Raw genomic sequence first — 20,377 nt, 5'->3', positions numbered from 1 at the left:
CATAGCCATCGCCTGTGGCCCGCGGGTTCCTTCCTCGGGGACTTTCGTACGCCTGCTGGCGCCCGAAACTCTTCACGGGAGCGGACTGGCGGCTTTCAAGTCAATTATTCAGAAGCGGACTGTTGCCGCCCTGGTATTGACGTTGTCCGACAGCAGGCCGCCGACTTCGGGCGTTGCGATGGGGTAGTTTTCGCGAACAAGACTTGCGTCTGTCGGCGACGTCGAGGCCTGCCTGACATCGCTGCAGCCTGTATATCGAACCCTGCTTCCGTTACGCACTCATCAAGTGATATTGAAGATGGTGCACAAGACTTCGCCATAGGTCAGACGACATGTCGAACATCGAGGAATTGACCAGCGTCCGGCGAAGTCGCCAAACGGTCGGCCATTATCTCAAGCTGAGTGCGTACTGCTCGGCTGCCATTCTCTTTGCATCGCTATGTGGTCCGACCTCCGCTTTTGAGAGCCTGGAGCAAGCTAGCGCAACGGATTATTTGAGTTGCGGGTCCTCTGGCAATCGTTCCGCACCGAGCGAAGGAGCCAGCAAGCCCCAACCGAACCCAAAACGACAACCCGCCGGCCCCATATTCAGGCAGAGCCTACGCAACGCTCCTGATCGCAGAGTTGCGCTTCTACAGAGCGTGCTGGCGGATAAGGCAGTTTATGCATCTGTGATCGATGGCTTGTTCGGCTCGCAAACAGTGAGCGCGGTGAAGTCCTTTCAGGCCAATAGTGGGATGCCTGTCGACGGCATGGTCGGCATTGAGACAGGCAAAGCGATGGGGTTGCCGTTTTGGGACGCCAGTCACACTCGCAAGCTAACTCCTCCATTTCGTGATTCTGCGAAATATCCTGACGATATAGAATTCAGGTTCAGGAGCCTGATCGGGATTGGCAATTTCTTCAGCAGCGTGCCAGACGCCCGCTACAGTTCGTCCGATACGCTCACTCGACGGGCGCTTCGAACAAACAATCCCGGCGCCATCAACATCTCGAGATGGCAGCGAGATAGCATGAAAGGGTATGTGGGTTGCACGCTGCCCGACAGGTACGGCAACCAGACCGCCGTTTACGAGACTCCTGAGTTTGGGGTAGCCGCTTGGGGCTTTCTTCTTCGCAAAATCTATTTCGGGGGCAAGAAGGACAAGGTCACCATTGGCGCCATCGTAGACAAGTACCGCGGCGACAATCCTCGTGATGCGTATATTGACGGCTACAAAAAATATTCAGGCGGCAAATTGGCGGAAAGCTATGAAATCGACTTATATGACAACCGGCAACTGGCCTTGCTGGCAATCGCCGCATACTCACACGAATTCGGCTCCTGGTACCCTCTCACGGGAAAGCAGCTTCTGGCAGGCTTTTCCATTACCGATGAATACATCGACTCTGGCGTTAACGACGAGGTCATCGTGGCGCCGGAGGAAATGGATCCCGGCCGATATATAAAGCATTCCGATGCCGAACGCCCCGCACCCACGCCCCCTCCGCCGGCCGCGCGGTCAGCCACAACCGATGCAGCGGTGCGACACGGCCTGCAGCAGCTAGTCGAGACTGAGGGTGGGCCGCCAGGTGCGATAGCAACTCTTTACCGCGACGGCCGCCTAACCGTACTCAGTGCGGGCCGCGCCAATGTGTCCTCGGATGTAGCGCCAGCGGTCAATCAATACATGCGTATCGCCAGCGTCTCAAAAGCCTTCAACGGGGCCATTGCCCTGCATCTCGTCCAGACTGGCCGGATCGGCCTCGACGAGACTATCGGCCAACATTTGCCCGGGCTGCCGGCGGCTTGGTCCGCGATCACGCTTCGGCACATGCTAAACCACACCAGCGGGTTACCTGATTACCTGCGATCCGACGGCTTGGCCAAGCATGTGGCGACAGATCCCCAAGGCTACGTCGAGCCGAGAAAGATCATCGACTGGGTCCGCAACGATCCGCTCGAGTTTGCCCCCGGTTCTAAGTATGCCTACTCAAACACCGACAATATCGTGGTTGGGCTGATTGCCGAAGAAGTGACCTCCAAACCTTACGAGGCACTGTTGCAAGAGATGATATTGGGTCCTGCCAACCTCGCGCAAACTAGCTTCCCGACAACGGAAATCGCGCTGCCGACGCCCTACATCCACGGCTACGCCGTTGAGCCCGGATCCCAGCCAGAGGACGTGACCAACTTTGTCAGCCCCAGCGGCGCGTGGGCATCTGGTGCGATCGTGTCGACTCCTGAAAACTTGTCCACGTTCATACGGGCTGACCTTGCGCTGAAGTTTTTCGGCGCTGCCGAGCAGCAGGAGCAGATGCAGTTCATATCAGGAGATTCCAGCCCGCCCGGACCAGGGACGAATGAGGCTGGCCTAGGACTGTTCCGCTACACCACGCCGTGCGGCGTCGTGTACGGCCATACAGGCAACTTCCCGGGCTATACGCAGTGGGCCGCGTCCAACGCCGACGGTACGCGCTCGGTCACTACCACGCTGAACGCTGCCGAGCCCACAGGCGCCTTGATTGAGCACTTGAGGGAGGTTCAGGCTCAGGCTGTCTGCGCGTTACTCGGCCATTGACGGTATTTTTTGCCAGTGACGGACCCGCGGCATACTGCTAAACCAATTCAGAGTTACCGCTGATTTCCCTGCCACGATAGTTCAGCGAGTTTTGACATGCCTGGCCGCAAGGCGCTGTCCCGATGGTCCGACGCAGTGCGTTGCCTATCGATTTGTCTTGCGATCAGTGCCTTCATTGTCGGGCCCAGCCTTAGCCAAACAATTCCCGAGCAGATCGACTCGGTGATCTCGGATCAGAACGAGACTGTCCGACGCTATTCCGCACCGAGGAAGCCTGGAACGATCGACCTTTCGGTCCCCGACGCGCGCAAGACTACGCCACCCGAACAAGCCGAACGAATATTATTCACCTTGAGGTCGGTAACGGTTCGCGGCGCCGTGACGGTGCCGGCGTCACAGTTGCAGCAAGCGTGGGCCTACCAGTTGAGCAAAAGGATAAGCCTTGGCGACCTCTACGCCATTGCCGAACGAGGCGTTTGCGCGGGCTGCCTCGATCTCGCTTCGTTGTTCAGGGGTAATGCTCAATTTCATCTCTCCTATTATTGGCACGTTGAACTTGGTGGCGAGTGCCGACAAGAATCCCAGCGATCAGGCGAGGGTTGCCTCAGATTTTTTGCTGCAAGCCCCTCCACCGGATACCGTTCGCAAAGCTCGCCCGCCCTTTTGTTTTAGCGGACCACGACACGATCGGATCGCAAACTTAAACCGCACCGGGAACGAACTCCAGCAGCTGCTCGTCAATGTCTCCTGAGGTTCAAGTAACGAGGAACATTGACATGGTGGGGCCGTCCATCGCGGGTGCCGAGGTGGAGCAGTGGCGGACTTCGTTGTGGAAGCAGCCGTATCGCATAACATGGCCTACCGCCTACAATAGTTTTGAGCAGCCAATCCCAGCCCGTCGGTTAGGGGGCCAATGGATGACCGCTCAGGGGTCGAAGAACGAACCCGCTGCGCGGGACGGGCGCGCGCGGTGAGGTAGAGGACACGGGCCGGTCATCGTGCATACCGGGCTCAATGACCGCAAAGGGTCGAACACCGCCGTTTGAGATCACCGCCACCGTGTACCATGCTAAACCACGTCGGCCCGGACGCTTACCCAGGTTCAGCATATCCGGTTCAGCCCCGCGCATCCTCGCCGCTGGCATCCTCGGCCGCAAGGTGATCGCCGACACGCTGCATCAGCCAGTCCCAGGCTTCTTTTTCGCCCTCGCCCGCAGTCTTTTCGATGGCAATCGAAAGGTAGGCGATTTCCACCTCGATCTTGTCGCGCGGCAGCATGCCGAGCCGGCTGACCAGGATGGCCAGTTCCAGCACCGCCGCCTTGGCGCGGTTGAAGCCGGTGAACGGCGCATGCGTTTCCTCCTGCACCACGCGGCAGAAATGGCGAGGCCGCATGGCATCGTCGTCGACACTTTCGACTTCGAGGACCGAATGCGCGAGCGCCGCTGCGAGCCGCGGCACCGGAAACCCGTCGACCGCAACGGTCGGCCAATGCTTGCGGCCGGTCAGGCAGCCGGCAAAGATGCGCACGTCATCGGTGTAATTGGCAATGGCGAACGGCACTTCGGCGAGATTGTCGAGCGTGATCGACGGCCGGAACGGCGCGATGACCCAGCCGTCCTTCTCGGCGATGATGCCGATCGGCGCGATGTGGACGTCGCCGGCTTCGTTGACCGTGGTGATGATAGATTCGCGAATGAACGGCATGGTTTAGCGCTCTTTCTTCGCGCGAAGCGTGGGGCCCGCTTCGGCAAGACGGCTGCGGTCGGTTTCGGGAGCCGGCGCGGCAACGCCCCATGCGAGCGGCTCGTCCTGCACATAGCGCTTGCCGAGGCGCCACGCGATCTCGGCCTTCATCAGTTCGGCGCCGAGATAGAACGCGTGTGCTCCATCCGCCTCAACGCCAAGCCCGGCAAAGAGTTCGAACGCATCCGTGGCAACCGCGTGCCCCTTGCCGTTGAAAACATGGATGCCGTCCTCCGCGGTCATGATGCGGAAGTTGGTGTCACGCACCTCGGCCGCGAGGGCTGCGATATCCTCGGTCGAGGCGGTGAACGGCTTGCGATCGTGAACCTGCAGCAGTCCTGGATGATAACTCCGCGGCAGCGCACCGTCACTCTTGGCGGCAAACAGGATGCGGCGGGCAATGTCGTGCTCCTCGATCGTTCGCAGCGTATGCGGGCTAACATGCACGGCAAGCACGTTTCGGATCTGAAGTTCCGAGCAGAGCCCGGCCAGAACCGCGGTAACGCCGGAACTGTCGGCGTCGGTCAATTCGGTGAGATTGCCGGTGCCCATCAGCAGTTCGACCTCGGGCCAGCGGCGGCGCGCCTCGATGAAACGCCCGAGTGAGGCGGCAAAGCCGAAATGGATCGGGTCGAGAACCGGATCGGCGAGGAAGGCGACGCCGGCCTTCTGTGCCGCTTCGATGGCCCGGCCGAGCGAATCCAGGTCGCCGGGCGTGGCCGGGATCAGCACTGGTACGGCGTTGTGGTCGAAGGCCAAGGGCAGCGTGTTCTCATCGAGGCTGAGAAGATAGTCCGCACCGGCGCGCGCGCCGATCGACAGTTCGTCGGTGCTGGCGGAATCGACGCTGACCAGAAATCCCTGTGCCTTCAGCTCGCGCACCGCCTCGTCCAGCAACGGAAACCGTGTTTCCGGCAGGCAGCCGAGATCGATGACGTCGGCGCCGGCCGCGGCCAGCGTCCGTGCTCTCGCCACCAGCGCCTCGACCGACAGCATCGGCGCATCGACGATTTCGGCGAAGATGCGCATGTCGTGACGCGAAAGGTCAGGCGGCTCGCCTGCCCGGCCGAGAAAGGCCGGCAGATCGGCGATCTCGTCGGGCCCGCGGACGAAGGGCACGCCGAAATGGTTCGACAGATGCTCGATGTCGCCGCGATAACGGCCGGGCAGGATGACGCGGTCGGTGCCGCCTGCCAGGCTGAGCCGCCGCTTGATGATGTCTTCGCTCATCAGCGCCGCGACCTTGACGCCGATGTCGATGATCTCCCAGGCAAATTCGGTTTCGCCCAGTCCGGCCAGCAGCCTTTCCAGCCGGACCTTGGCCAGATGGCCGGTAAGAAAGACCAGCCGCTCAGCCATGGCTTGCGAGTTCGGCGCGGCGCCGCCTGACCGAGGCTTCGAGATCGGCAAGCGACTCGACCACCTGGGTTCGCTCAAAACTCTTCAGCTGGTTGGTATTCTCCAGGTCGATGCTGCGCGGATAGACCTTGACCAGCCCATGCGGCGCCATGGTTTCGAGTTCCGGCGCGGTGTCGCAAGCAAAGACGATGGCCGGCACCCGGCATTTTCCGGCCTGGGCAAAAACGTTGGTGGCGAGCGTGTCGGAAATGCCGTGCACGCATTTGGCGACCGTGTTGGAGCTGGCCGGCGCCACCACCACCGTATGATAGACGCCGTGATAGAATTCGCCGACCGGGATCGCGCTCGCCGTCTTGTCGTGCAGCACGCGCGTCGTCTCCGGGAAATCGAGCTTGAGCTTGTACATGCGCAGCACTTCGTTGGCGGCTTTCGACACAAAGACATCGCAATGCTCGATCTGGTGGATGAGTGCAAAACTCTCCGTAAAAAAATGACCGGAACCGGTCAAAACCCATGCCCAGCGCGGCGTATGCAGCATCGCCATCGCCTACCCTGCTTTTCTTGCCGACCGGATCGAAGCCGCGATCGCAATGCCGGGCAGATTGCCCGCCGCGAGCAGCGCCCCGGCCTCGGCGGCATCTTTCGGGCCGGCGAGGTGGACATCGACACCGTCGGGCAGCATGGCGGCGAAGCCGGCGTCGACGATGCCTCTGACCGCCAGACTGTCGATCGTGTCGCTGCCGGAGAAGGCGCCGGTCTGCTTGATCAAGAGCAGCGCGTTCGCGCCGAGCCTGCCGGCAAGCCAGGCGGCGAGGGAATCGGAGGTAACATCCCAGGACGCCGGAATGTCCGGCGCCGGCAGCGCCAATGACGACGGCAGCCACACCGGGATCTTCCCCGCGTCCAGCGCCCGCCGCATTTCTTCCAGCGACCGTGCCGGCGCCAGTCTTTCGTCACGGTCGAGGATGACCTGAGCGAACTGCTCCATGGCCAGGATCGCCATGGCGTGGGCGGCGGTGTCGGAAAAATCCATGTAAATCTGCGTCTCGCGCACCTGGTCGGCGAACAGGCCGCCGCCGGGCACGATGACGATCGGCAGCTTGGAACCCGCCAGCGCCGCGATCCAGCTTTCCAGTTCCGCCGCATGGACGGTGCTGCCGCCAAGCTTGACGACGGACGGCTTGACGGCGGCTCGCCTGATGGCCTCGGGCCTTTCCTGTCGCGGCCGGGAAACGGCGCCTTGGTCTTTTCGGCCGGCAGGGCCGGAGGCAACGCCGCGGCCTGCCGATTGGCGCTTGCGTTCGATCTCGACGCCGACGCCGCCTGGGCCGAGCTCGAGTTTTTCCACCCTTACCGTGACCCGCACGACACGCGGGTTCTCCAGGATGTAGGTCGCCACCTGCTCGGCCAGGGCCTCGCTAAGCTGGATGTGGCCGCGCGCAACAATGGTGCGGATGCCGTCCATGATGATGTCGTAGGAGAACACATGGCGCATGTCTTCGGGATGGTCAGTGACTTGCAGCACGTCGGCGGTCACGTCGAAACGCACTTTTTGGGTATGGCCGTGCTCAAAACTGTAGGCGCCGATCTGGACCGGCAGGACAAAGTCCCGCACGAAGATCTTGTCGGTGCCCAGTGTCGGGTCGGTGCCCGGCGAATAGCCCCTCGCCGCCAGCAGGCGGTAGTCGATGCTCGACGCGCCGCCGGCCCGGGATGCTTCCGGGATCAGTTCGCGGATCTGCGCAACCGCCTCGGCGCTGATCGAACCCACGCGGCCGGAATCGCCGCACAGCGCCCCGCGAAAGCCGAGAAAATCGGGAGCGAAGGGCAGCAGGCGTGGAATATCAGGGGCTTCCAGCGATCCGCTCAGCCCAACCATGAGGCCGAGCGATTTCGCTCGATCGATGAATCCCGGGATACGCTCGGGCGGCAGATGGTCGAGCAGCCGCCCGTTGGCCTTGTTGGCCGTGTCGACCATGGCGCCATGGAAGCGATGTTCGGCAAGCATCGGCAGAAGCTCGAAATCCGGCGTCAGGTCTGCGAAAAGCACGGCGATCAGTTTCGTTCGCGCGGCGAGCGGCGCGAGCGCCGCCGCACAAGCCGCAACATTTGCCGACGGAAACAAACCTATCTTGACGTAATCGGCGCCGGCGGCAGTGATCTCTTCGGCCCTGGCGCGGATCGTCTCCGGTTCCATCGGCAGGTCGCCGCAGACCGCGCTGACCGGCGCCCGGCCGGCGATCAGCGAAATCGTCCGGCGGATGATCTGCGTGGACACCGCGCCCAGCGCTCCCGCCTTCGGATCCTTCAGATCGACGATGTCGGCACCGCCTGAAAGCGCGATCTCCGCCTCGTCGACGCCGGTGACGCTGGCCAGCATTCTGGTCATTGACGGACTTTCTCCGGCATGAGGAAAAGGACGCTTTTGGGCCCGAATACCGAAATCCGCTCGGTCGCCGTTCGGGCGAGCAGGCATGGCACTAAAGCAGACGTGAGCAGTCCACTTTCAGGGTTTGATAAAATTTGCGGGTCAGCTAAGCTCATCACGGGCACCTTGACTTCGCGCCGCTCCGACAACAATCGGACTTTAGCGCAAGAACGGGTAATTTATCGATGACGAGCGCGGTGCCGGGCACTCTGGCGGCTTTTTTGTGCTTTTTTTCCCTGACCGTCAACGTTGCGGGCGCGCTCGCCCAGGAAGCGACGGGCAAGCAACCGACCGCAACGGCCAAGCCGGAAAAAAAGCTGACCGAGATCAAGATAGGCTATTTGCGCGCCTATGCGCCGCAACTGGCCTTGTCGGTGCTCGACGTCCCGCCGCGCGATGAAGGTGTCGCCGGCGGCAATGTGGCGATTGCCGACAACAACACGACCGGCAGCTTCCTCGGCCAGAAATTCAGCCTCGACGTGACCGAGGTGAAGCCGGATGCCGATGTCGTCCCGGCCTTCCAGGAGATGATCGCCAAAGGCAACCGCTATGTGGTCGCAGACCTCTCGGCCAGGCAGTTGCTGTCGATCGCCGACCTTGCCCGCGACAGCGGCGTCTTGATCTTCAACGCCGGCGCCACCGACGACAGTCTTCGCGAGGAGGAATGCCGCGCCAGCATCTTCCACACCATCCCGACGCGCAGCATGCTGGCCGACGGGCTGGCGCAATATCTGATCTGGAAGCAATGGCGGCGCTGGGTGCTGATCTACGGCTCGCACGAGCGCGACCAGCTTTTTGCCGAGGCGCTGCGCCGGGCGGCGACGCGCTTCGGCGGCGAGATCGTCGGCGAAAAACTGTTCGAGGATACCGGCACGGCGCGGCGGACCGATTCCGGCGTCGTCCAGATCCAGCGGCAGATGCCTGTCTTCACCCAGGACCTGCCGGAGCACGATGTGCTGCTGGTCGCCGACGAAAGCGAGGTGTTCGGCACCTACGTTCCGTTCCGCACCTGGATTCCGCGGCCGGTCGCCGGCACCGCCGGCCTCACCCCCTTGGCCTGGCATCCGGCCAGCGAGCAATGGGGCGGCACACAGATCCAGAACCGCTTCGCCAAGGCAAACGGCCGCCGCATGGTGTCGAAGGACATGGCGGCGTGGACCGCGGTGCGCATCCTCGGTGAGGCAGCGACCCGCACGCAGGGCGCCGACCCGCGCAAGATGGCCGATTTCATCCGCTCCGACGATTTTTCGATCGCCGCCTTCAAGGGGCAGAAACTGACCTTCCGCAAATGGAACCAGCAGTTGCGGCAGCCGATCTTCCTCGGCGACACCAGGTCGGTCGTCTCGACATCGCCGCAGGAGGGATTTTTGCACCAGCTGTCGGAGCTCGATACGCTCGGGGTCGACGAGCCGGAAACAAAATGCGTGCTTAAGTAGAAAAGCTTGGGAGGAATTTCAGTGCAGAGACGAGCTTGCGCACTCGCCATAGTTGCGACCGGCTTCATGGCCGACCCGGCGTCGGCCTACATGGCCTATGTCTCCAACGAGAAAGACAACACGATGACCGTCGTCGACACCGCGACGATGCAGGTGGTGAAGACCGTCAATGTCGGGCAGCGTCCGCGCGGCATCACCATCTCGCACGACGGTAAGCACATCTATCTCTGCGCCAGCGACGATGATTCGATCGAGGTCATCGACACGGCGTCGCTGGAGATCGTCGATACCTTGCCTTCCGGGCCCGACCCGGAGCTATTCGTGCTGTCGCCTGACGGCAAGACGCTCTATGTCGCCAATGAGGACGACAATCTCGTCACCGTCATCAACATCGAGGGTAAGAAGGTGCTGGCGGAAATCCCGGTCGGCGTCGAACCGGAGGGCATGGGTGTCAGCCCGGACGGCAAGACCATGGTCAACACGTCGGAAACGACGAACATGGCGCATTTCATCGATACGTCGACGCACGAGATCACCGACAACGTGCTGGTGGATGCGCGTCCGCGCTTCGTCGAGTTCACCCCCGACGGCAAGCAGGCCTGGGTGAGCGCCGAGATCGGTGGCACGGTTTCGGTGATCGACAATCAAACGCGCGAAGTCGTCCAGAAGATCACCTTCGAGGTTGCCGGCCTGAGGCCCGAATCCATCCAGCCGGTCGGTGTGCGCATCACCGCCGACGGCAAGAAGGCCTATGTGGCGCTCGGGCCGGCCAACCGCGTCGCGGTGGTCAACACGCAGACATACGAGGTCGAGAAATATGTGCTGGTCGGCCAACGGGTCTGGCAGCTCGCTTTCACCCCGGACCAGAAGACCATCATCTCGACCAACGGCGTGTCGAACGACATCACCTTCATCGACGTGGCGACCGACGAGCCGGTGCAGTCGGTGACCGTCGGCGCGCTGCCGTGGGGCGTCGTCGTCTCTCCCAAATGAATCCCGCCACATGAACCATTGAATAAACCAAGTGAATCAAACCGACAGAAAAACAGCAGAAGGGCAGGAAATCATGCGGAAATTTCGGGCAGTCGCTTTCGCCGCGCTGGTGGGCATGGCGCTCCCCCAGGGCCAGGTCTGGGCGCAGGACGGCGATGACGATGACGCCGCCGCCGGAGCGGCTAGCACGGAGGCCAATCCGAAAGCCGAGAAGGCGACCCGGGCCAGCAAGGACGTGCCGGAACTTATCCTCGGCAGCAAGGAAGACCAGTTCACCGCCAACCAGAAGGATTTTGAGCTGATCGCCGGCCAGGGCTATCGCTGGAAGATCACCGCGGCGGGCGGGCTGGAGTACAAATTCCACACCGACCTGTTCCGCAATGTGTGGAACAACCAGATCGTCATCAACGACCTCGAGGTGCACATGAACGGCGCACCCGCATGGCTCGAATTCGACGCCGACGGCACCATCCAGGTACAGTTCACCACCGTGAGGCCCGGCATCTACACATGGTCGGTACCCGACCTCGCCGACAAGGGCATGAAGGGCACGATCACGATCAAGTAAAGTCACTTGAAAGCAGGACCTGCGCGATCGCGTCCCGTGGGCTAGACTATTGTCGACGACAAGGGAGCCAGCCGGCGTGCAGCATGTGAGGACAAACGGACCGGGAGATCAGGTGGCGGCGCTCGACGTCGCCGCCGTCAGCCATTCCTATGGTTCGAAGCCGGCGCTCAACGACGTCTCGTTCTCGATCGCGCCGGCGACGTTCACCGTTCTTCTCGGTCTCAACGGCGCCGGCAAGACGACGCTGTTCTCGCTGATCAGCCATCTTTACGACACGCGCCGCGGATCGATCCGCATCTTCGGCCATGACGTCAGCCGCGCCTCCGGCGAGGCGCTCAGGCGGGTCGGCATCGTGTTCCAGGCGCGCACGCTCGACCTCGATCTCAGCGTCTACCAGAACCTCTCCTACCACGCCGCGCTGCATGGCATCGGCGGACGCGAGGCCCGGCAGCGCATTGCCGCGCTGCTCGATATCGTCGACATGCCGGGCCGTCAGCATGACAAGGCACGCAGTCTTTCCGGCGGCCAGATGCGGCGCATCGAGATCGCCAGGGCGCTGCTCCACCGCCCGTCGCTGCTGCTGCTCGACGAGGCGACGGTCGGTCTCGACATCCAGTCGCGCGCCGGCATTCTCGCCACCATCCGCAAGCTCGTCGAAACCGAGGGCATCGGCGTGCTGTGGGCAACGCATCTGATCGACGAGGTTGACGACGGCGACCATGTCGTCGTGCTGCGGCAGGGCGAACTGGTCGCCAAGGGCAAGGTGGCCGATGTCGTCAGGACGAGCGGCGCCGGCTCGATCCGCGACGCCTTTTCCAGGCTCAGCCGCATCGAGGCGGCCGGCACCGCGGGGATATCGCCATGAGCGCTCCTTCAATGCCCGAAAAAGTCGCCGGCATCATCCCGGCGAAGTTCGAAAAATTCGGCCTGCGCCACTATCTCATTTGCCTCAAGGGCGTCGTCCTGCGGGAATGCCTGCGCTTCCTGCACCAGCGCGAGCGCTTCATATCCTCGCTGGTTCGGCCGCTCATCTGGCTGTTCATCTTTGCCGCCGGATTCCGGCAGGTGCTCGGCGTGTCGATCATCCCGCCCTACAAGACCTACGTGCTCTACGAGGTCTACATCACGCCGGGGCTGTGCGGCATGATCCTGTTGTTCTCAGGCATGCAGTCTTCGCTGTCGATGGTTTATGACCGCGAGATGGGCAACATGCGCACCTTGCTGGTCAGCCCCTTCCCGCGCTGGTTCCTGCTGGTGTCGAAGATGCTCGCCGGCGTCTCCGTATCGATCGCGCAGGTCTATGCGTTCCTGATCGTTGCCTGGTTCTGGGGCGTCAAGGCGCCGCCGATCGGCTATCTCATGGTGCTGCCGGCGCTGTTCCTGTCGGGAATGATGCTTTGCGCGCTCGGCATGCTTTTGTCGTCCATGATCAAGCAGCTCGAAAATTTCGCCGGCATCATGAACTTCGTCATCTTTCCCGGCTATTTCGCCTCTCCGGCGCTCTATCCGTTGTGGCGCATCCAGGAGGCGAGCCCGCTGCTCCACAAGATCTGCCTCGCCAACCCGTTCACCTATGCCGTCGAACTGATCCGCTTCGCCTTCTACGGCCAGATCGAGTGGCTGTCGCTGGGCGTCGTTGCCGGCTGCACTGTCCTGTTTCTTGCCGCCGCCATCATCGCCTACGACCCTTCGCGCGGCCTGCTGACCCGCAAACAAGACACCGGAGGAAATGCCTGATGGCACGAATGAGCCTTGTTCGCAGCCTGGCTTTGGTTGCCATGCTCGCGCCGAGCGTGAACGCCAGGGCGGCGAATACCGATCCGGACTGGCCCTGCATACAGCGCAAGGTGCCTCAACTCTCGCTCGGCCAGATCTGGAACGGGCCGGAGCTTCCGCCAGCGGCGAAGAATTTTTCGAAGGACCCTGCCGTCTCCGGCCTGGTCGAGGAGGTAGCGGCCCGGCGGATGCCGATTGCCGAAGCCCAGAAGAAGATCAAGGATTTCGCCGCCTCGCTGCCGGCCGAGCAGCTTGCGCCGAAAATGGCGATGCTGGTGCAAGGCATGTTCGATCACATGGACGCCGAGCGTTCGCAGGTGATCTCAGGCATTTCCCGTTACGCCCACAAGCAGCTCGAAATGGCCGCCGCCTTGCGCAAGGAAGCGTCCAACGTCGATGCGTTGCGGGCAAAGCCGGATGCGGATCCCGACGACATCGAACGGCGAACCGAGCAGCTGAAATTCGCAACGCGAATTTTCAATGAACGCGTCCAATCACTGACTTACGTCTGTGAAGTGCCGACGATCATCGAGCAGCGGCTTTATCAATTGTCCAAGGCCGTCTCGGAAACCCTCGCAGCGAAGAAGTAGACCCTCTATTTCCGCAACGGATCTTACGTTCCCCGGCCGGGCAGCACGCGCCAGCGCTGCACGAAATAACCGGGATGCGTCTCGATCCACTGGGCTACCAGCGGCTGCGCCTGCATGAAGGCGGTCCCTGGGTTCATCGCCAGGCCGTCCACCATCTGTTCGCGTTGTTCACAGGTCTGCGGCACATCCGTCAAGCAGACCATCATAACCAGCGTATAAAGCATTGCCCCATTACCCCCATCGAATCCCGAACCCCATGCCCGGGAGTTTCAGTGATACCGACCAGTCTGCAGGGTCGCACATACAGATCGCTTACGGGTGTGAAAGGACGTGCCCCCGCTCTTTCGCACCGCAATATAACATATCGCTTATCTAACACCTACAACCGCCGGTCGTTGTTCTAGGCAATTGCTTCAGGTTGCGCTGCGCCAATGCGGCGCCGATGTTTCCGGCGTCGATGATTCCGATCTTCACGGGGTGTCTTCGATGTCGTCAGACCGGCAGCCCGTTCTGCTTGCGCAGGCTCTTGTCGAATGCGGATGCGGGGACGAAACGGCGCAGGAGACTGACCTGGCGCGCCATTTTTCCCGCGGCATAGCGCCTCTTCGGAACGGGATCGGTCGCAGCCGCCAAAACCGTCTTGGCGACCAATTCGGGCGAATCGCCTTTTTCCATTGCTTTCCGCACGACTGCGTTCATGCCAGCGCGCGCAGCGTCATAGATATCAAGCAACTGGTCCGGCCTGGCTAGATTATCTTCAAAGGACGTGCGGGTATAAGCGGGTTCGACCAATGCAACGCGAATCCCGAACGGGCGCAGTTCATGGTCGAGCGATTCGGAATAGCCTTCGATGGCATGTTTGGTCGACGCATAAAGCGCGAAATAGGGGGCTGGGATGAACCCCTGCACCGAACTCAGATTGACGATCCTGCCCTTGCCTTGTCGGCGCATTATCGGCAGGACCGCGTTGGTCACGCGGAGCACGCCGAAGACGTTCACATCGAACAGTGCCTGAGCCTGGATCATTGAGGACTCTTCCGCGCCACCAAACAGGCCCATGCCGGCATTGTTGACGAGCAGATCGATGCGCCCGGTCTCGGCCAGCACGTCATCGACCAGTTTCGCCACCGACGCGTCATCGGTCACGTCACAGGACAGCATGGTCAGGCCGTCGGAGTTTTTGGCGGCTGCGCGACGGCTGGTGCCGAACACGCGAAAACCGGCGCTTTGCAAAGCTATGGCCGTCGCGCGCCCGATGCCGGAGGACGCCCCCGTCACCAGGGCGACGCCAGGATTGGTCTTGTTCATGGGAATCATTTCTTTCTGTGGGTTGGACTGATTTTGGATTGGCGTGGGAGAAGCACGAAAGGTCGGAGGCGTCAGTTATGAGCGCCTCTGGCGTTCGCACCGGCGAGTTCGTCCGTCCAGCGCCGGAATAGCGCGCTGGCGTTGACGCCGCCAAAGCCGAAGCCGTTTGATATCGCGTAGTCCATTGTCATCGGCCGGGCCTGGTTGGCGACGAAGTCGATGCCGTCGCCGGCGGGATCCGGGGCGCCCAGATTGAGGGTTGGCGGCGCCACCTGATCCCTGAGCGCCAGGATTGCGAAGATGGCTCCAAGCCCGCCGGCGGCTCCAAGCAGGTGTCCGGTCGCCGATTTGGTTGCGCTGACGGCGATGGTGGAATCTGCGCCGAAGAGTGTTTTGATCGCCGCCATTTCCCCGAGATCACCGACCGGCGTCGAGGTCGCGTGCGCATTGAGGTGGCGAACCTCACGCGGCGAAATGCCGGCTTGGGCCAGCGCGATCTGCATGGCTCGGCGCGCCCCGTCGCCGTCCTCGGGACCGGAGGTGACGTGATGCGCATCCGCCGTCGTGCCGTAGCCGACGAGCTCGGCGAGCGGTTTCGCACCGCGCGCCAGCGCGTGGCTCAATTCCTCGATGACCAGCACGCCGGCTCCTTCGCCCATGACGAAGCCGTCCCGCGACACGTCGAAAGGCCGTGACGCCTGAGCCGGCGCCCAGTTGAAGCCGGTTGAAAGAGAGCGTGCGGCAGCAAAACCACCGAGACTGACGATGTTCATACATGCTTCGGTTCCGCCGCACACCGCGATATCGGCTTCGTTGGCGCGGATGAGGCGGGCCGCATCGCCGATCGCCTGGATGCCGGCCGCGCACGCCGTCACCGGCGCGCCGAGCGGCCCCTTGAAGCCATGGCGGATCGAGATGTGGCCTGCCGCGAGGTTCACCAGGAAGGACGGAACCGTAAACGGCGACAGGCGGCGGACGCCGCGCTGGTCGACCGTGCGCACCGCCTCGGTTATGGCGGGGAAGCCGCCGATGCCGGAGGCGATGATCGTGGCCGTGCGCAGGCGATCCGCTTCCGAGACAGGCGTCCATCCTGCTTGCGCGAGGGCCTCTTGCGCAGCGGCGAGCCCGAAGATGATGAACCGGTCTACCTTACGCTGGTCCTTCGCAGCCAGGACGGTATTCGGATCGAAACCAGCGTCCGGATCGTCTTCCAGCGAGGGAACCACCCCGCCGATCTTGGCCGGGAGGTCTGCCACCACATCGTCCGGAAGCCTGCGGATGCCCGAGCGACCGGCCAGCAGCCGCGACCACGACGCTTCGACATCGGCAGCAAGGGGCGTGACCGCTCCCATGCCTGTAACAACAATCCGTCGCAATCTATTTTCCTATCAATTGGCTGCGCCGCCAACGCTGCGCACGCCGTTCATGCGCCGGCTGCTTCGCGAACCTGTCCGGTCGCCGCGTCCAGGAAGGCCTGGGCGAGATCCGGATCGTTGACGACGCGCGACAGCATCAGCGCGCCGACCATCGTCGAGAGAATGGCCATGGCCTTTCTGTCGGGCTCCTCAGCTTTGGCGTCGGCAATAAAACGGCCGAGGATTTCGAGATGCTCCTTGATCCCGGCTTCGAACGACGCTTTCACCTCGCTGCCCTGTCTGGCGGCATCCGAGCCGAGCGCGACAATCGGGCAGCCGTCCATCTTTTCTCCGCGATGGCCCATGCTGAGGTAGAATGCGATCACGGCGCCAAGCGGATCCTCGGATTTTGCCGCAGTCGCGGCCGACCAGCGCAGCGTGGCGCTCTCCATCGCCCGCCTCGACGCCTGCACCGCCAAATCGTCCTTGGAGGCGAACTGCTTGTAGAACGCGCCCTGGGTCAGCCCGGCAGCCTGCATCAGGTCTTTTAGCCCGATGCCGTCAAAGCCGCGCTCCCGAAAAAGCCGGCTTGCCACATTGATCACGGTTTCGCGGTTTTCCGCCGCCTGAATGCGACTCACACGCATGTAGACCTCCTTAAATTAGCTTGCGTTCGACATCTATAGCAGGTATAGAGTACGAACGCAATCCAATTTGGAGGAGAGGTCAAATACTATACAGTTATATCGTCGAGAAATCGATCCGGCAGAGCTTCGACCACGTCAACAACCATCGCTGGGACGAGGCGGTGAAAGCACTCGTGCCGCATGTCCATCACCGCGTTTCCGGTGACCACGCGCTTGGTGGTGAGCGCCACGACAAGCAGGCCGTGCGCCGCTGGTTTGAGCGCCTCGGCCGCGTCCTGCCCAATCTCCATCTCACGGTCAACCACGTCTGGGTGACGGGCTGGCCGTGGCATACCACCGTATTTGCCCAGTGGGACGGCACCGCGACGCTACTCAACGGCGACGCGTCCTACGTCAACAGTGGTCTCCACGTATTCACCCTGCGGTGGGGCAAGGTCTATGCGCTTGAGGAATTCTACGATTCACAAGCAGCGGCCCGCGGTCTTGCCGCCCAGGCGGCGACTGGCCTCGAAGAAGCTGTCGCCGAACCAATTGTTGGCTAACGGAAGTCAGCGACCCGCAGCGTAACCGCGGGTACGCTAGCCCGTAGCCCCTCATCGCTTGGCTGACTATCGCCTCGGCTCGAATGCGTATTTCGCTCCCGACCACCCCGTCATTGCCGCCGCCCGGGTCCCGCATCGCAGCCATTCTCCCTGCCACGCACGTTTGCGCCAGAGTGCTGTTGTGGCGGCGCCGCTGTGACCTTCCTTTACGGCAGCAACGCCCAAATCGCACCGAAAGTATATCCGATCACCAGCGAGCCAATGACGGCAAGGGTCACAAACAGGGCAATGGTTGGCGGCCTAAGGACGAAAGCTACGGCAAAGACGCCCCAAATACTGACCGCGCCGCCTGAAACGAGGAGTGCCATTGCCGCGCCGGGCGACATGCCGAGATCAAGTAATCCTCGAACCAAGGGCAGTGCCGCAAGACCATCGAGATACATCGGTGCGCCGACCAGCACCGCAAGCGGGATAGCGTAAGAGGATTCCTCGCCGACGTAGGTGGTGAGGAGATGAGACGGTAGAAAGTCGCGCAGCAGAAACTCAGCAGAAAAAGCAAACAGCAAACAAATCACAACGATCCTTGTTGTGGAGACAAGATTTGCTCTAAACACACGCATGCGAGCCGGCTCTCGCCAGATTTGGAAAGAGAAATCCGTCGGCGTGCACGTGCCGCACTGCTCACTATTCATAAATCGCTGTGGCCGTAACGGGTTCTGGACCATCTGGGTCTGCACCAGGAGAGCCGTTAAACCGCCGGAAAAGATTCCAAGGCCAAAAGCCGCAAGCATCTTTCCGATGGCGAATCCAGGGCCGAGCAGCGCCCACGTCGCGATGAGCATTGTGGGACCGGTAACAGGCGAGGAAAGCCAAAATGCCATGATGGGCGCAAGCGGAACGCCGGATGCAAGGAACCCCGTCGTGAGCGGCAACACCGTTACGCCGCACACAGGAGTCACAGTGCCGATCCCTGAAGCGATCACAACAGTCGCGACAGGGCTACCCTTAAACCACCGTGCAGTAATGATCGCCGCTCCGCTGGCCGCGACCCATGCCGAGATGATCAGCCCAATTGCAATTGTCAGCGCGACATCCAGGAAGCTCCGCAAGACAAAATGGAGCGTCTCCTGTGCCCGTTGCGGCCACGTCAGGGCGGCAACGACCGTCAGACCAGCAACCGTCGCCCACATGACCGGCTTTTGCACGTTCGGAAGCGCAATGCTCATGACCGCCATCCTTTGAGCAGTCTACGGCGCACACTTCCATTCAAGAAACGAATAGAATAAATACCCGATATGAGCCAAGACGATATCTTGTTTCCTCAGCTCGATAGCGACCTGCTGCGCAGCTTCCTGGCCGTCGCCAACGCCGGCAGTGTCAGTGGCGGCGCGGCGCGTCTGCTTCGGACGCAGTCCGCCGTCAGCCTTCAGGTGCAAAAACTCGAAGAAATCGTGGGGCAACGATTGTTTGATCGGCATGGACGCGGCGTTTCCCTCACGGCACGCGGCGAACAATTGCTGCCGATCGCACGCCAGGTCGTTGAAGTCCTCGATCAGGCGGTCATTGCCATGCGAGCGCCGGATAACAAAGCCGAAATCCGCCTCGGCATACCCGAAGAATACAGCGATACGTTGCTTCCCGCGATCCTGGCCGATTTCTCGCAAGAGCAGCCTGGCGCTCGCATCCTTTTGCGATGCGGCTCAAGCGTGGAATTTCCGTCCGCGCTGGCCGCGGACGAACTGGATATTGCCCTGCATGCTCCCGAAAATGTCACGGTTGACGATATCGTCGTTCACCGTGAAGCCGCCATTTGGGCCGGGTCGGCTTTCCATGAGCTCGAGCACCGTCGTCCACTGCCTGTCGCGCTGTTTGACCGAACATGTTGGTGGCGGGAACGCTGCATCGATCTGCTGCAAAAAGCAGACCTGGATTACGAGATCGTCTGCACCAGCGAAAGCGTCGCTGGCATTCGGGCGGCCATCTCGGCAGGTTTCGCTGTCGGTGTCCTGCCGCAATGTGCAATTACCGACCGGGTCAGGCAGTTGCCGGATGCAACCCTTCCACAACTTGGGGACACCGCGCTTGTTCTGACGTGTTCGCCCGCTGCGCCACTTCGCCTTGCGGATAGTCTCACCGCGATCGTCACAAAAAAGCTTCGAGCGCTCAAACCGCTGGCATATCCCTAGTCGCGCGCCGCGTGACCTATCCGAAAGCGCTGACAATCCCTTACCCAGAAAGGCGAAAGATGAGTTTTGACGGCATCGTAAGATGAGGAAGCTCTTAGCGCTAGCGCTCCTGATGGCCTTGCCGCCGCTCGCTTTTTACGGCTGGTTCGAAGTGAGCGTCCGCCGAATCGTGACTGAGCAAGGCCTTGACGGGAGCTATCGCAACGCCCTCAAGCATGCTTCGGCGTCTTCCTATCTTTATTCCGGACTGAGGCTTCTCGGGCTTTCAGAGACAATAGCCGAAGAGATGGTCGTCCGGTGTGGAATGGTCAATGAATTTGCTGAACTCTATGTGAAACGCGGAAAGCCTGACACGACTTTGGAAATCATGAAGGACCTACAGAACAACATGGTCGGTATCGGGGTCGCCAAATGGCTTGAGAACAATTCCGCCGAAACACGTGTCACTCTTTTCGTGGCATTGGGGCAGCAAGGTATCCTTGCCTTGTCCCAAAATACGCTAGGTTTTTCAGACTCCAGGGAATCGGCGGCTGACTATCCCGGCGCTAAGAATTGGTTCATGGCGCGTCGGGAGCAGATCGACCGGGATGTGCAATCCGCGTTGGACATAGTCACTCGGCGCAAAGGCAATTTGATTGGAAAGTCTAGGGACGAAGGATGAGTTTTGATCTGATCGTCAAGGGCGGCATCCTGCCCGATGGAAACACCACCGAGCCAAAGGGGAGCGTTTTTTTGGCTTTCGCCTCGGCCAGGCAAATGTGTATTTCGCTCCCGACCCTCGATTGAACTCGGCATGGACGGGCACCTGAGTAGCCCGCTATGTGCTCGACAGTGACGCCGCGGGACGCCCGTTATTGCCGCCGTCCGTGGGGGCATCGTCAG

General features: G+C 61.6%; 22 protein-coding genes. 12 read left to right on the top strand and 10 right to left on the bottom strand.

The window, feature by feature from the left end; translation table 11 throughout:
* The coding region (locus AC0L17_RS05200) for a hypothetical protein (protein WP_473515020.1) at window positions 1-187 on the top strand (187 nt) is incomplete at its 5' end.
* A gap of 145 nt (window positions 188-332) precedes the next feature.
* Complete coding sequence (locus AC0L17_RS05195) at window positions 333-2,561, top strand: serine hydrolase (protein ID WP_473515019.1); 2,229 nt, start codon at window positions 333-335, stop codon at window positions 2,559-2,561.
* A gap of 393 nt (window positions 2,562-2,954) precedes the next feature.
* On the opposite strand, the gene AC0L17_RS05190 is transcribed toward AC0L17_RS05195, so the two are convergent.
* From AC0L17_RS05190 to AC0L17_RS05170, 5 genes are all read right to left on the bottom strand, one after another.
* Entirely contained in the window at window positions 2,955-3,086 is a 132-nt protein-coding gene (locus AC0L17_RS05190; protein ID WP_473515018.1) for a hypothetical protein, read from the bottom strand.
* 591 nt (window positions 3,087-3,677) lie between these two features.
* Complete coding sequence (locus AC0L17_RS05185) at window positions 3,678-4,268, bottom strand: DUF447 domain-containing protein (RefSeq protein ID WP_473515017.1); 591 nt, start codon at window positions 4,266-4,268, stop codon at window positions 3,678-3,680.
* Between the two features lie 3 nt (window positions 4,269-4,271).
* Complete coding sequence (locus tag AC0L17_RS05180; protein WP_473515016.1) at window positions 4,272-5,666, bottom strand: DUF6513 domain-containing protein; 1,395 nt, start codon at window positions 5,664-5,666, stop codon at window positions 4,272-4,274.
* The gene (locus tag AC0L17_RS05175; RefSeq protein ID WP_473515015.1) at window positions 5,659-6,210 is read right to left on the bottom strand and encodes a flavoprotein; all 552 of its coding nucleotides are present in this window, start codon (window positions 6,208-6,210) and stop codon (window positions 5,659-5,661) included. The genes AC0L17_RS05180 and AC0L17_RS05175 overlap by 8 nt, the downstream gene beginning before the upstream one ends.
* 3 nt (window positions 6,211-6,213) lie before the next feature.
* Entirely contained in the window at window positions 6,214-8,055 is a 1,842-nt protein-coding gene (locus tag AC0L17_RS05170; protein WP_473515014.1) for a (5-formylfuran-3-yl)methyl phosphate synthase, read from the bottom strand.
* A gap of 224 nt (window positions 8,056-8,279) precedes the next feature.
* Here AC0L17_RS05170 and AC0L17_RS05165 point away from each other — a divergent pair, with 224 nt between their 5' ends.
* The 6 genes from AC0L17_RS05165 (at window position 8,280) to AC0L17_RS05140 (ending at window position 13,457) form a co-directional block, all read left to right on the top strand.
* The gene (locus AC0L17_RS05165) at window positions 8,280-9,530 is read left to right on the top strand and encodes an ABC transporter substrate-binding protein (RefSeq protein WP_473515013.1); all 1,251 of its coding nucleotides are present in this window, start codon (window positions 8,280-8,282) and stop codon (window positions 9,528-9,530) included.
* Between the two features lie 66 nt (window positions 9,531-9,596).
* A complete protein-coding gene (locus AC0L17_RS05160; RefSeq protein ID WP_473515037.1) occupies window positions 9,597-10,523 on the top strand; it encodes a YVTN family beta-propeller repeat protein in 927 nt (308 codons plus the stop codon).
* Between the two features lie 73 nt (window positions 10,524-10,596).
* Window positions 10,597-11,091, top strand: a complete 495-nt coding sequence (locus tag AC0L17_RS05155; RefSeq protein ID WP_473515012.1) for a cupredoxin domain-containing protein — start codon at window positions 10,597-10,599, stop codon at window positions 11,089-11,091.
* A gap of 76 nt (window positions 11,092-11,167) precedes the next feature.
* The gene (locus AC0L17_RS05150; protein WP_473515011.1) at window positions 11,168-11,956 is read left to right on the top strand and encodes an ATP-binding cassette domain-containing protein; all 789 of its coding nucleotides are present in this window, start codon (window positions 11,168-11,170) and stop codon (window positions 11,954-11,956) included.
* Window positions 11,957-11,967: 11 nt separating this feature from the next.
* Window positions 11,968-12,828: an ABC transporter permease gene (locus AC0L17_RS05145; RefSeq protein WP_473515036.1), complete on the top strand. Its 861-nt coding sequence runs from the start codon at window positions 11,968-11,970 to the stop codon at window positions 12,826-12,828.
* Window positions 12,828-13,457 (top strand): hypothetical protein, encoded by a 630-nt coding sequence (locus tag AC0L17_RS05140; RefSeq protein ID WP_473515010.1) that lies wholly within the window; start codon window positions 12,828-12,830, stop codon window positions 13,455-13,457. The genes AC0L17_RS05145 and AC0L17_RS05140 overlap by 1 nt, the downstream gene beginning before the upstream one ends.
* Window positions 13,458-13,480: 23 nt before the next feature.
* Here AC0L17_RS05140 and AC0L17_RS05135 read toward each other — a convergent pair whose 3' ends face one another.
* From AC0L17_RS05135 to AC0L17_RS05120, 4 genes are all read right to left on the bottom strand, one after another.
* Window positions 13,481-13,681 (bottom strand): hypothetical protein, encoded by a 201-nt coding sequence (locus tag AC0L17_RS05135; RefSeq protein WP_023797709.1) that lies wholly within the window; start codon window positions 13,679-13,681, stop codon window positions 13,481-13,483.
* Window positions 13,682-13,949: 268 nt separating this feature from the next.
* Window positions 13,950-14,765 carry an oxidoreductase gene (locus tag AC0L17_RS05130; RefSeq protein ID WP_473515009.1) on the bottom strand — a complete coding sequence of 272 codons (816 nt, stop codon included), beginning with the start codon at window positions 14,763-14,765 and terminating at the stop codon, window positions 13,950-13,952.
* Between the two features lie 71 nt (window positions 14,766-14,836).
* A complete protein-coding gene (gene fabF / locus AC0L17_RS05125; protein ID WP_473515008.1) occupies window positions 14,837-16,141 on the bottom strand; it encodes a beta-ketoacyl-ACP synthase II in 1,305 nt (434 codons plus the stop codon).
* A gap of 47 nt (window positions 16,142-16,188) precedes the next feature.
* On the bottom strand, window positions 16,189-16,767 hold the full coding sequence (locus AC0L17_RS05120; RefSeq protein WP_023797706.1) for a TetR/AcrR family transcriptional regulator: 579 nt from the start codon (window positions 16,765-16,767) through the stop codon (window positions 16,189-16,191).
* A gap of 83 nt (window positions 16,768-16,850) precedes the next feature.
* Here AC0L17_RS05120 and AC0L17_RS05115 point away from each other — a divergent pair, with 83 nt between their 5' ends.
* The gene (locus AC0L17_RS05115) at window positions 16,851-17,309 is read left to right on the top strand and encodes a nuclear transport factor 2 family protein (RefSeq protein WP_473515035.1); all 459 of its coding nucleotides are present in this window, start codon (window positions 16,851-16,853) and stop codon (window positions 17,307-17,309) included.
* A 206-nt stretch (window positions 17,310-17,515) separates the two neighbouring features.
* On the opposite strand, the gene AC0L17_RS05110 is transcribed toward AC0L17_RS05115, so the two are convergent.
* Complete coding sequence (locus AC0L17_RS05110) at window positions 17,516-18,535, bottom strand: permease (RefSeq protein WP_473515007.1); 1,020 nt, start codon at window positions 18,533-18,535, stop codon at window positions 17,516-17,518.
* 69 nt (window positions 18,536-18,604) lie between these two features.
* Here AC0L17_RS05110 and AC0L17_RS05105 point away from each other — a divergent pair, with 69 nt between their 5' ends.
* The 3 genes from AC0L17_RS05105 (at window position 18,605) to AC0L17_RS05095 (ending at window position 20,281) form a co-directional block, all read left to right on the top strand.
* Window positions 18,605-19,495 (top strand): LysR substrate-binding domain-containing protein, encoded by an 891-nt coding sequence (locus tag AC0L17_RS05105; protein WP_473515006.1) that lies wholly within the window; start codon window positions 18,605-18,607, stop codon window positions 19,493-19,495.
* Window positions 19,496-19,577: 82 nt separating this feature from the next.
* Window positions 19,578-20,156 carry a hypothetical protein gene (locus AC0L17_RS05100; protein WP_473515005.1) on the top strand — a complete coding sequence of 193 codons (579 nt, stop codon included), beginning with the start codon at window positions 19,578-19,580 and terminating at the stop codon, window positions 20,154-20,156.
* Window positions 20,153-20,281, top strand: coding sequence for a hypothetical protein (locus AC0L17_RS05095; RefSeq protein WP_473515004.1), 129 nt, complete (start codon window positions 20,153-20,155; stop codon window positions 20,279-20,281). Before AC0L17_RS05100 ends, AC0L17_RS05095 begins: the two co-directional genes overlap by 4 nt.
* Window positions 20,282-20,377: the final 96 nt, after the last annotated feature.

This window comes from Mesorhizobium sp. WSM4829, from assembly GCF_055811475.1.
The sequence above is the reverse complement of the archived record's forward strand: the minus strand, read 5'-3'. Positions and strand labels throughout refer to the sequence as shown.

What these genes read in the sequence shown, in the direction of transcription:
- AC0L17_RS05195 (WP_473515019.1), top strand. Translation starts at nt 333, where the DNA reads ATGTCGAACATCGAGGAATTGACCAGCGTCCGGCGAAGTCGCCAAACG.
- AC0L17_RS05185 (WP_473515017.1), bottom strand. Translation starts at nt 4,268, where the DNA reads ATGCCGTTCATTCGCGAATCTATCATCACCACGGTCAACGAAGCCGGC.
- AC0L17_RS05180 (WP_473515016.1), bottom strand. Translation starts at nt 5,666, where the DNA reads ATGGCTGAGCGGCTGGTCTTTCTTACCGGCCATCTGGCCAAGGTCCGG.
- AC0L17_RS05175 (WP_473515015.1), bottom strand. Translation starts at nt 6,210, where the DNA reads ATGGCGATGCTGCATACGCCGCGCTGGGCATGGGTTTTGACCGGTTCC.
- AC0L17_RS05170 (WP_473515014.1), bottom strand. Translation starts at nt 8,055, where the DNA reads ATGACCAGAATGCTGGCCAGCGTCACCGGCGTCGACGAGGCGGAGATC.
- AC0L17_RS05165 (WP_473515013.1), top strand. Translation starts at nt 8,280, where the DNA reads ATGACGAGCGCGGTGCCGGGCACTCTGGCGGCTTTTTTGTGCTTTTTT.
- AC0L17_RS05160 (WP_473515037.1), top strand. Translation starts at nt 9,597, where the DNA reads ATGGCCGACCCGGCGTCGGCCTACATGGCCTATGTCTCCAACGAGAAA.
- AC0L17_RS05155 (WP_473515012.1), top strand. Translation starts at nt 10,597, where the DNA reads ATGCGGAAATTTCGGGCAGTCGCTTTCGCCGCGCTGGTGGGCATGGCG.
- AC0L17_RS05145 (WP_473515036.1), top strand. Translation starts at nt 11,968, where the DNA reads ATGCCCGAAAAAGTCGCCGGCATCATCCCGGCGAAGTTCGAAAAATTC.
- AC0L17_RS05140 (WP_473515010.1), top strand. Translation starts at nt 12,828, where the DNA reads ATGGCACGAATGAGCCTTGTTCGCAGCCTGGCTTTGGTTGCCATGCTC.
- AC0L17_RS05135 (WP_023797709.1), bottom strand. Translation starts at nt 13,681, where the DNA reads ATGCTTTATACGCTGGTTATGATGGTCTGCTTGACGGATGTGCCGCAG.
- AC0L17_RS05130 (WP_473515009.1), bottom strand. Translation starts at nt 14,765, where the DNA reads ATGAACAAGACCAATCCTGGCGTCGCCCTGGTGACGGGGGCGTCCTCC.
- AC0L17_RS05120 (WP_023797706.1), bottom strand. Translation starts at nt 16,767, where the DNA reads ATGCGTGTGAGTCGCATTCAGGCGGCGGAAAACCGCGAAACCGTGATC.
- AC0L17_RS05110 (WP_473515007.1), bottom strand. Translation starts at nt 18,535, where the DNA reads ATGAGCATTGCGCTTCCGAACGTGCAAAAGCCGGTCATGTGGGCGACG.
- AC0L17_RS05105 (WP_473515006.1), top strand. Translation starts at nt 18,605, where the DNA reads ATGAGCCAAGACGATATCTTGTTTCCTCAGCTCGATAGCGACCTGCTG.
- AC0L17_RS05100 (WP_473515005.1), top strand. Translation starts at nt 19,578, where the DNA reads ATGAGGAAGCTCTTAGCGCTAGCGCTCCTGATGGCCTTGCCGCCGCTC.
- AC0L17_RS05095 (WP_473515004.1), top strand. Translation starts at nt 20,153, where the DNA reads ATGAGTTTTGATCTGATCGTCAAGGGCGGCATCCTGCCCGATGGAAAC.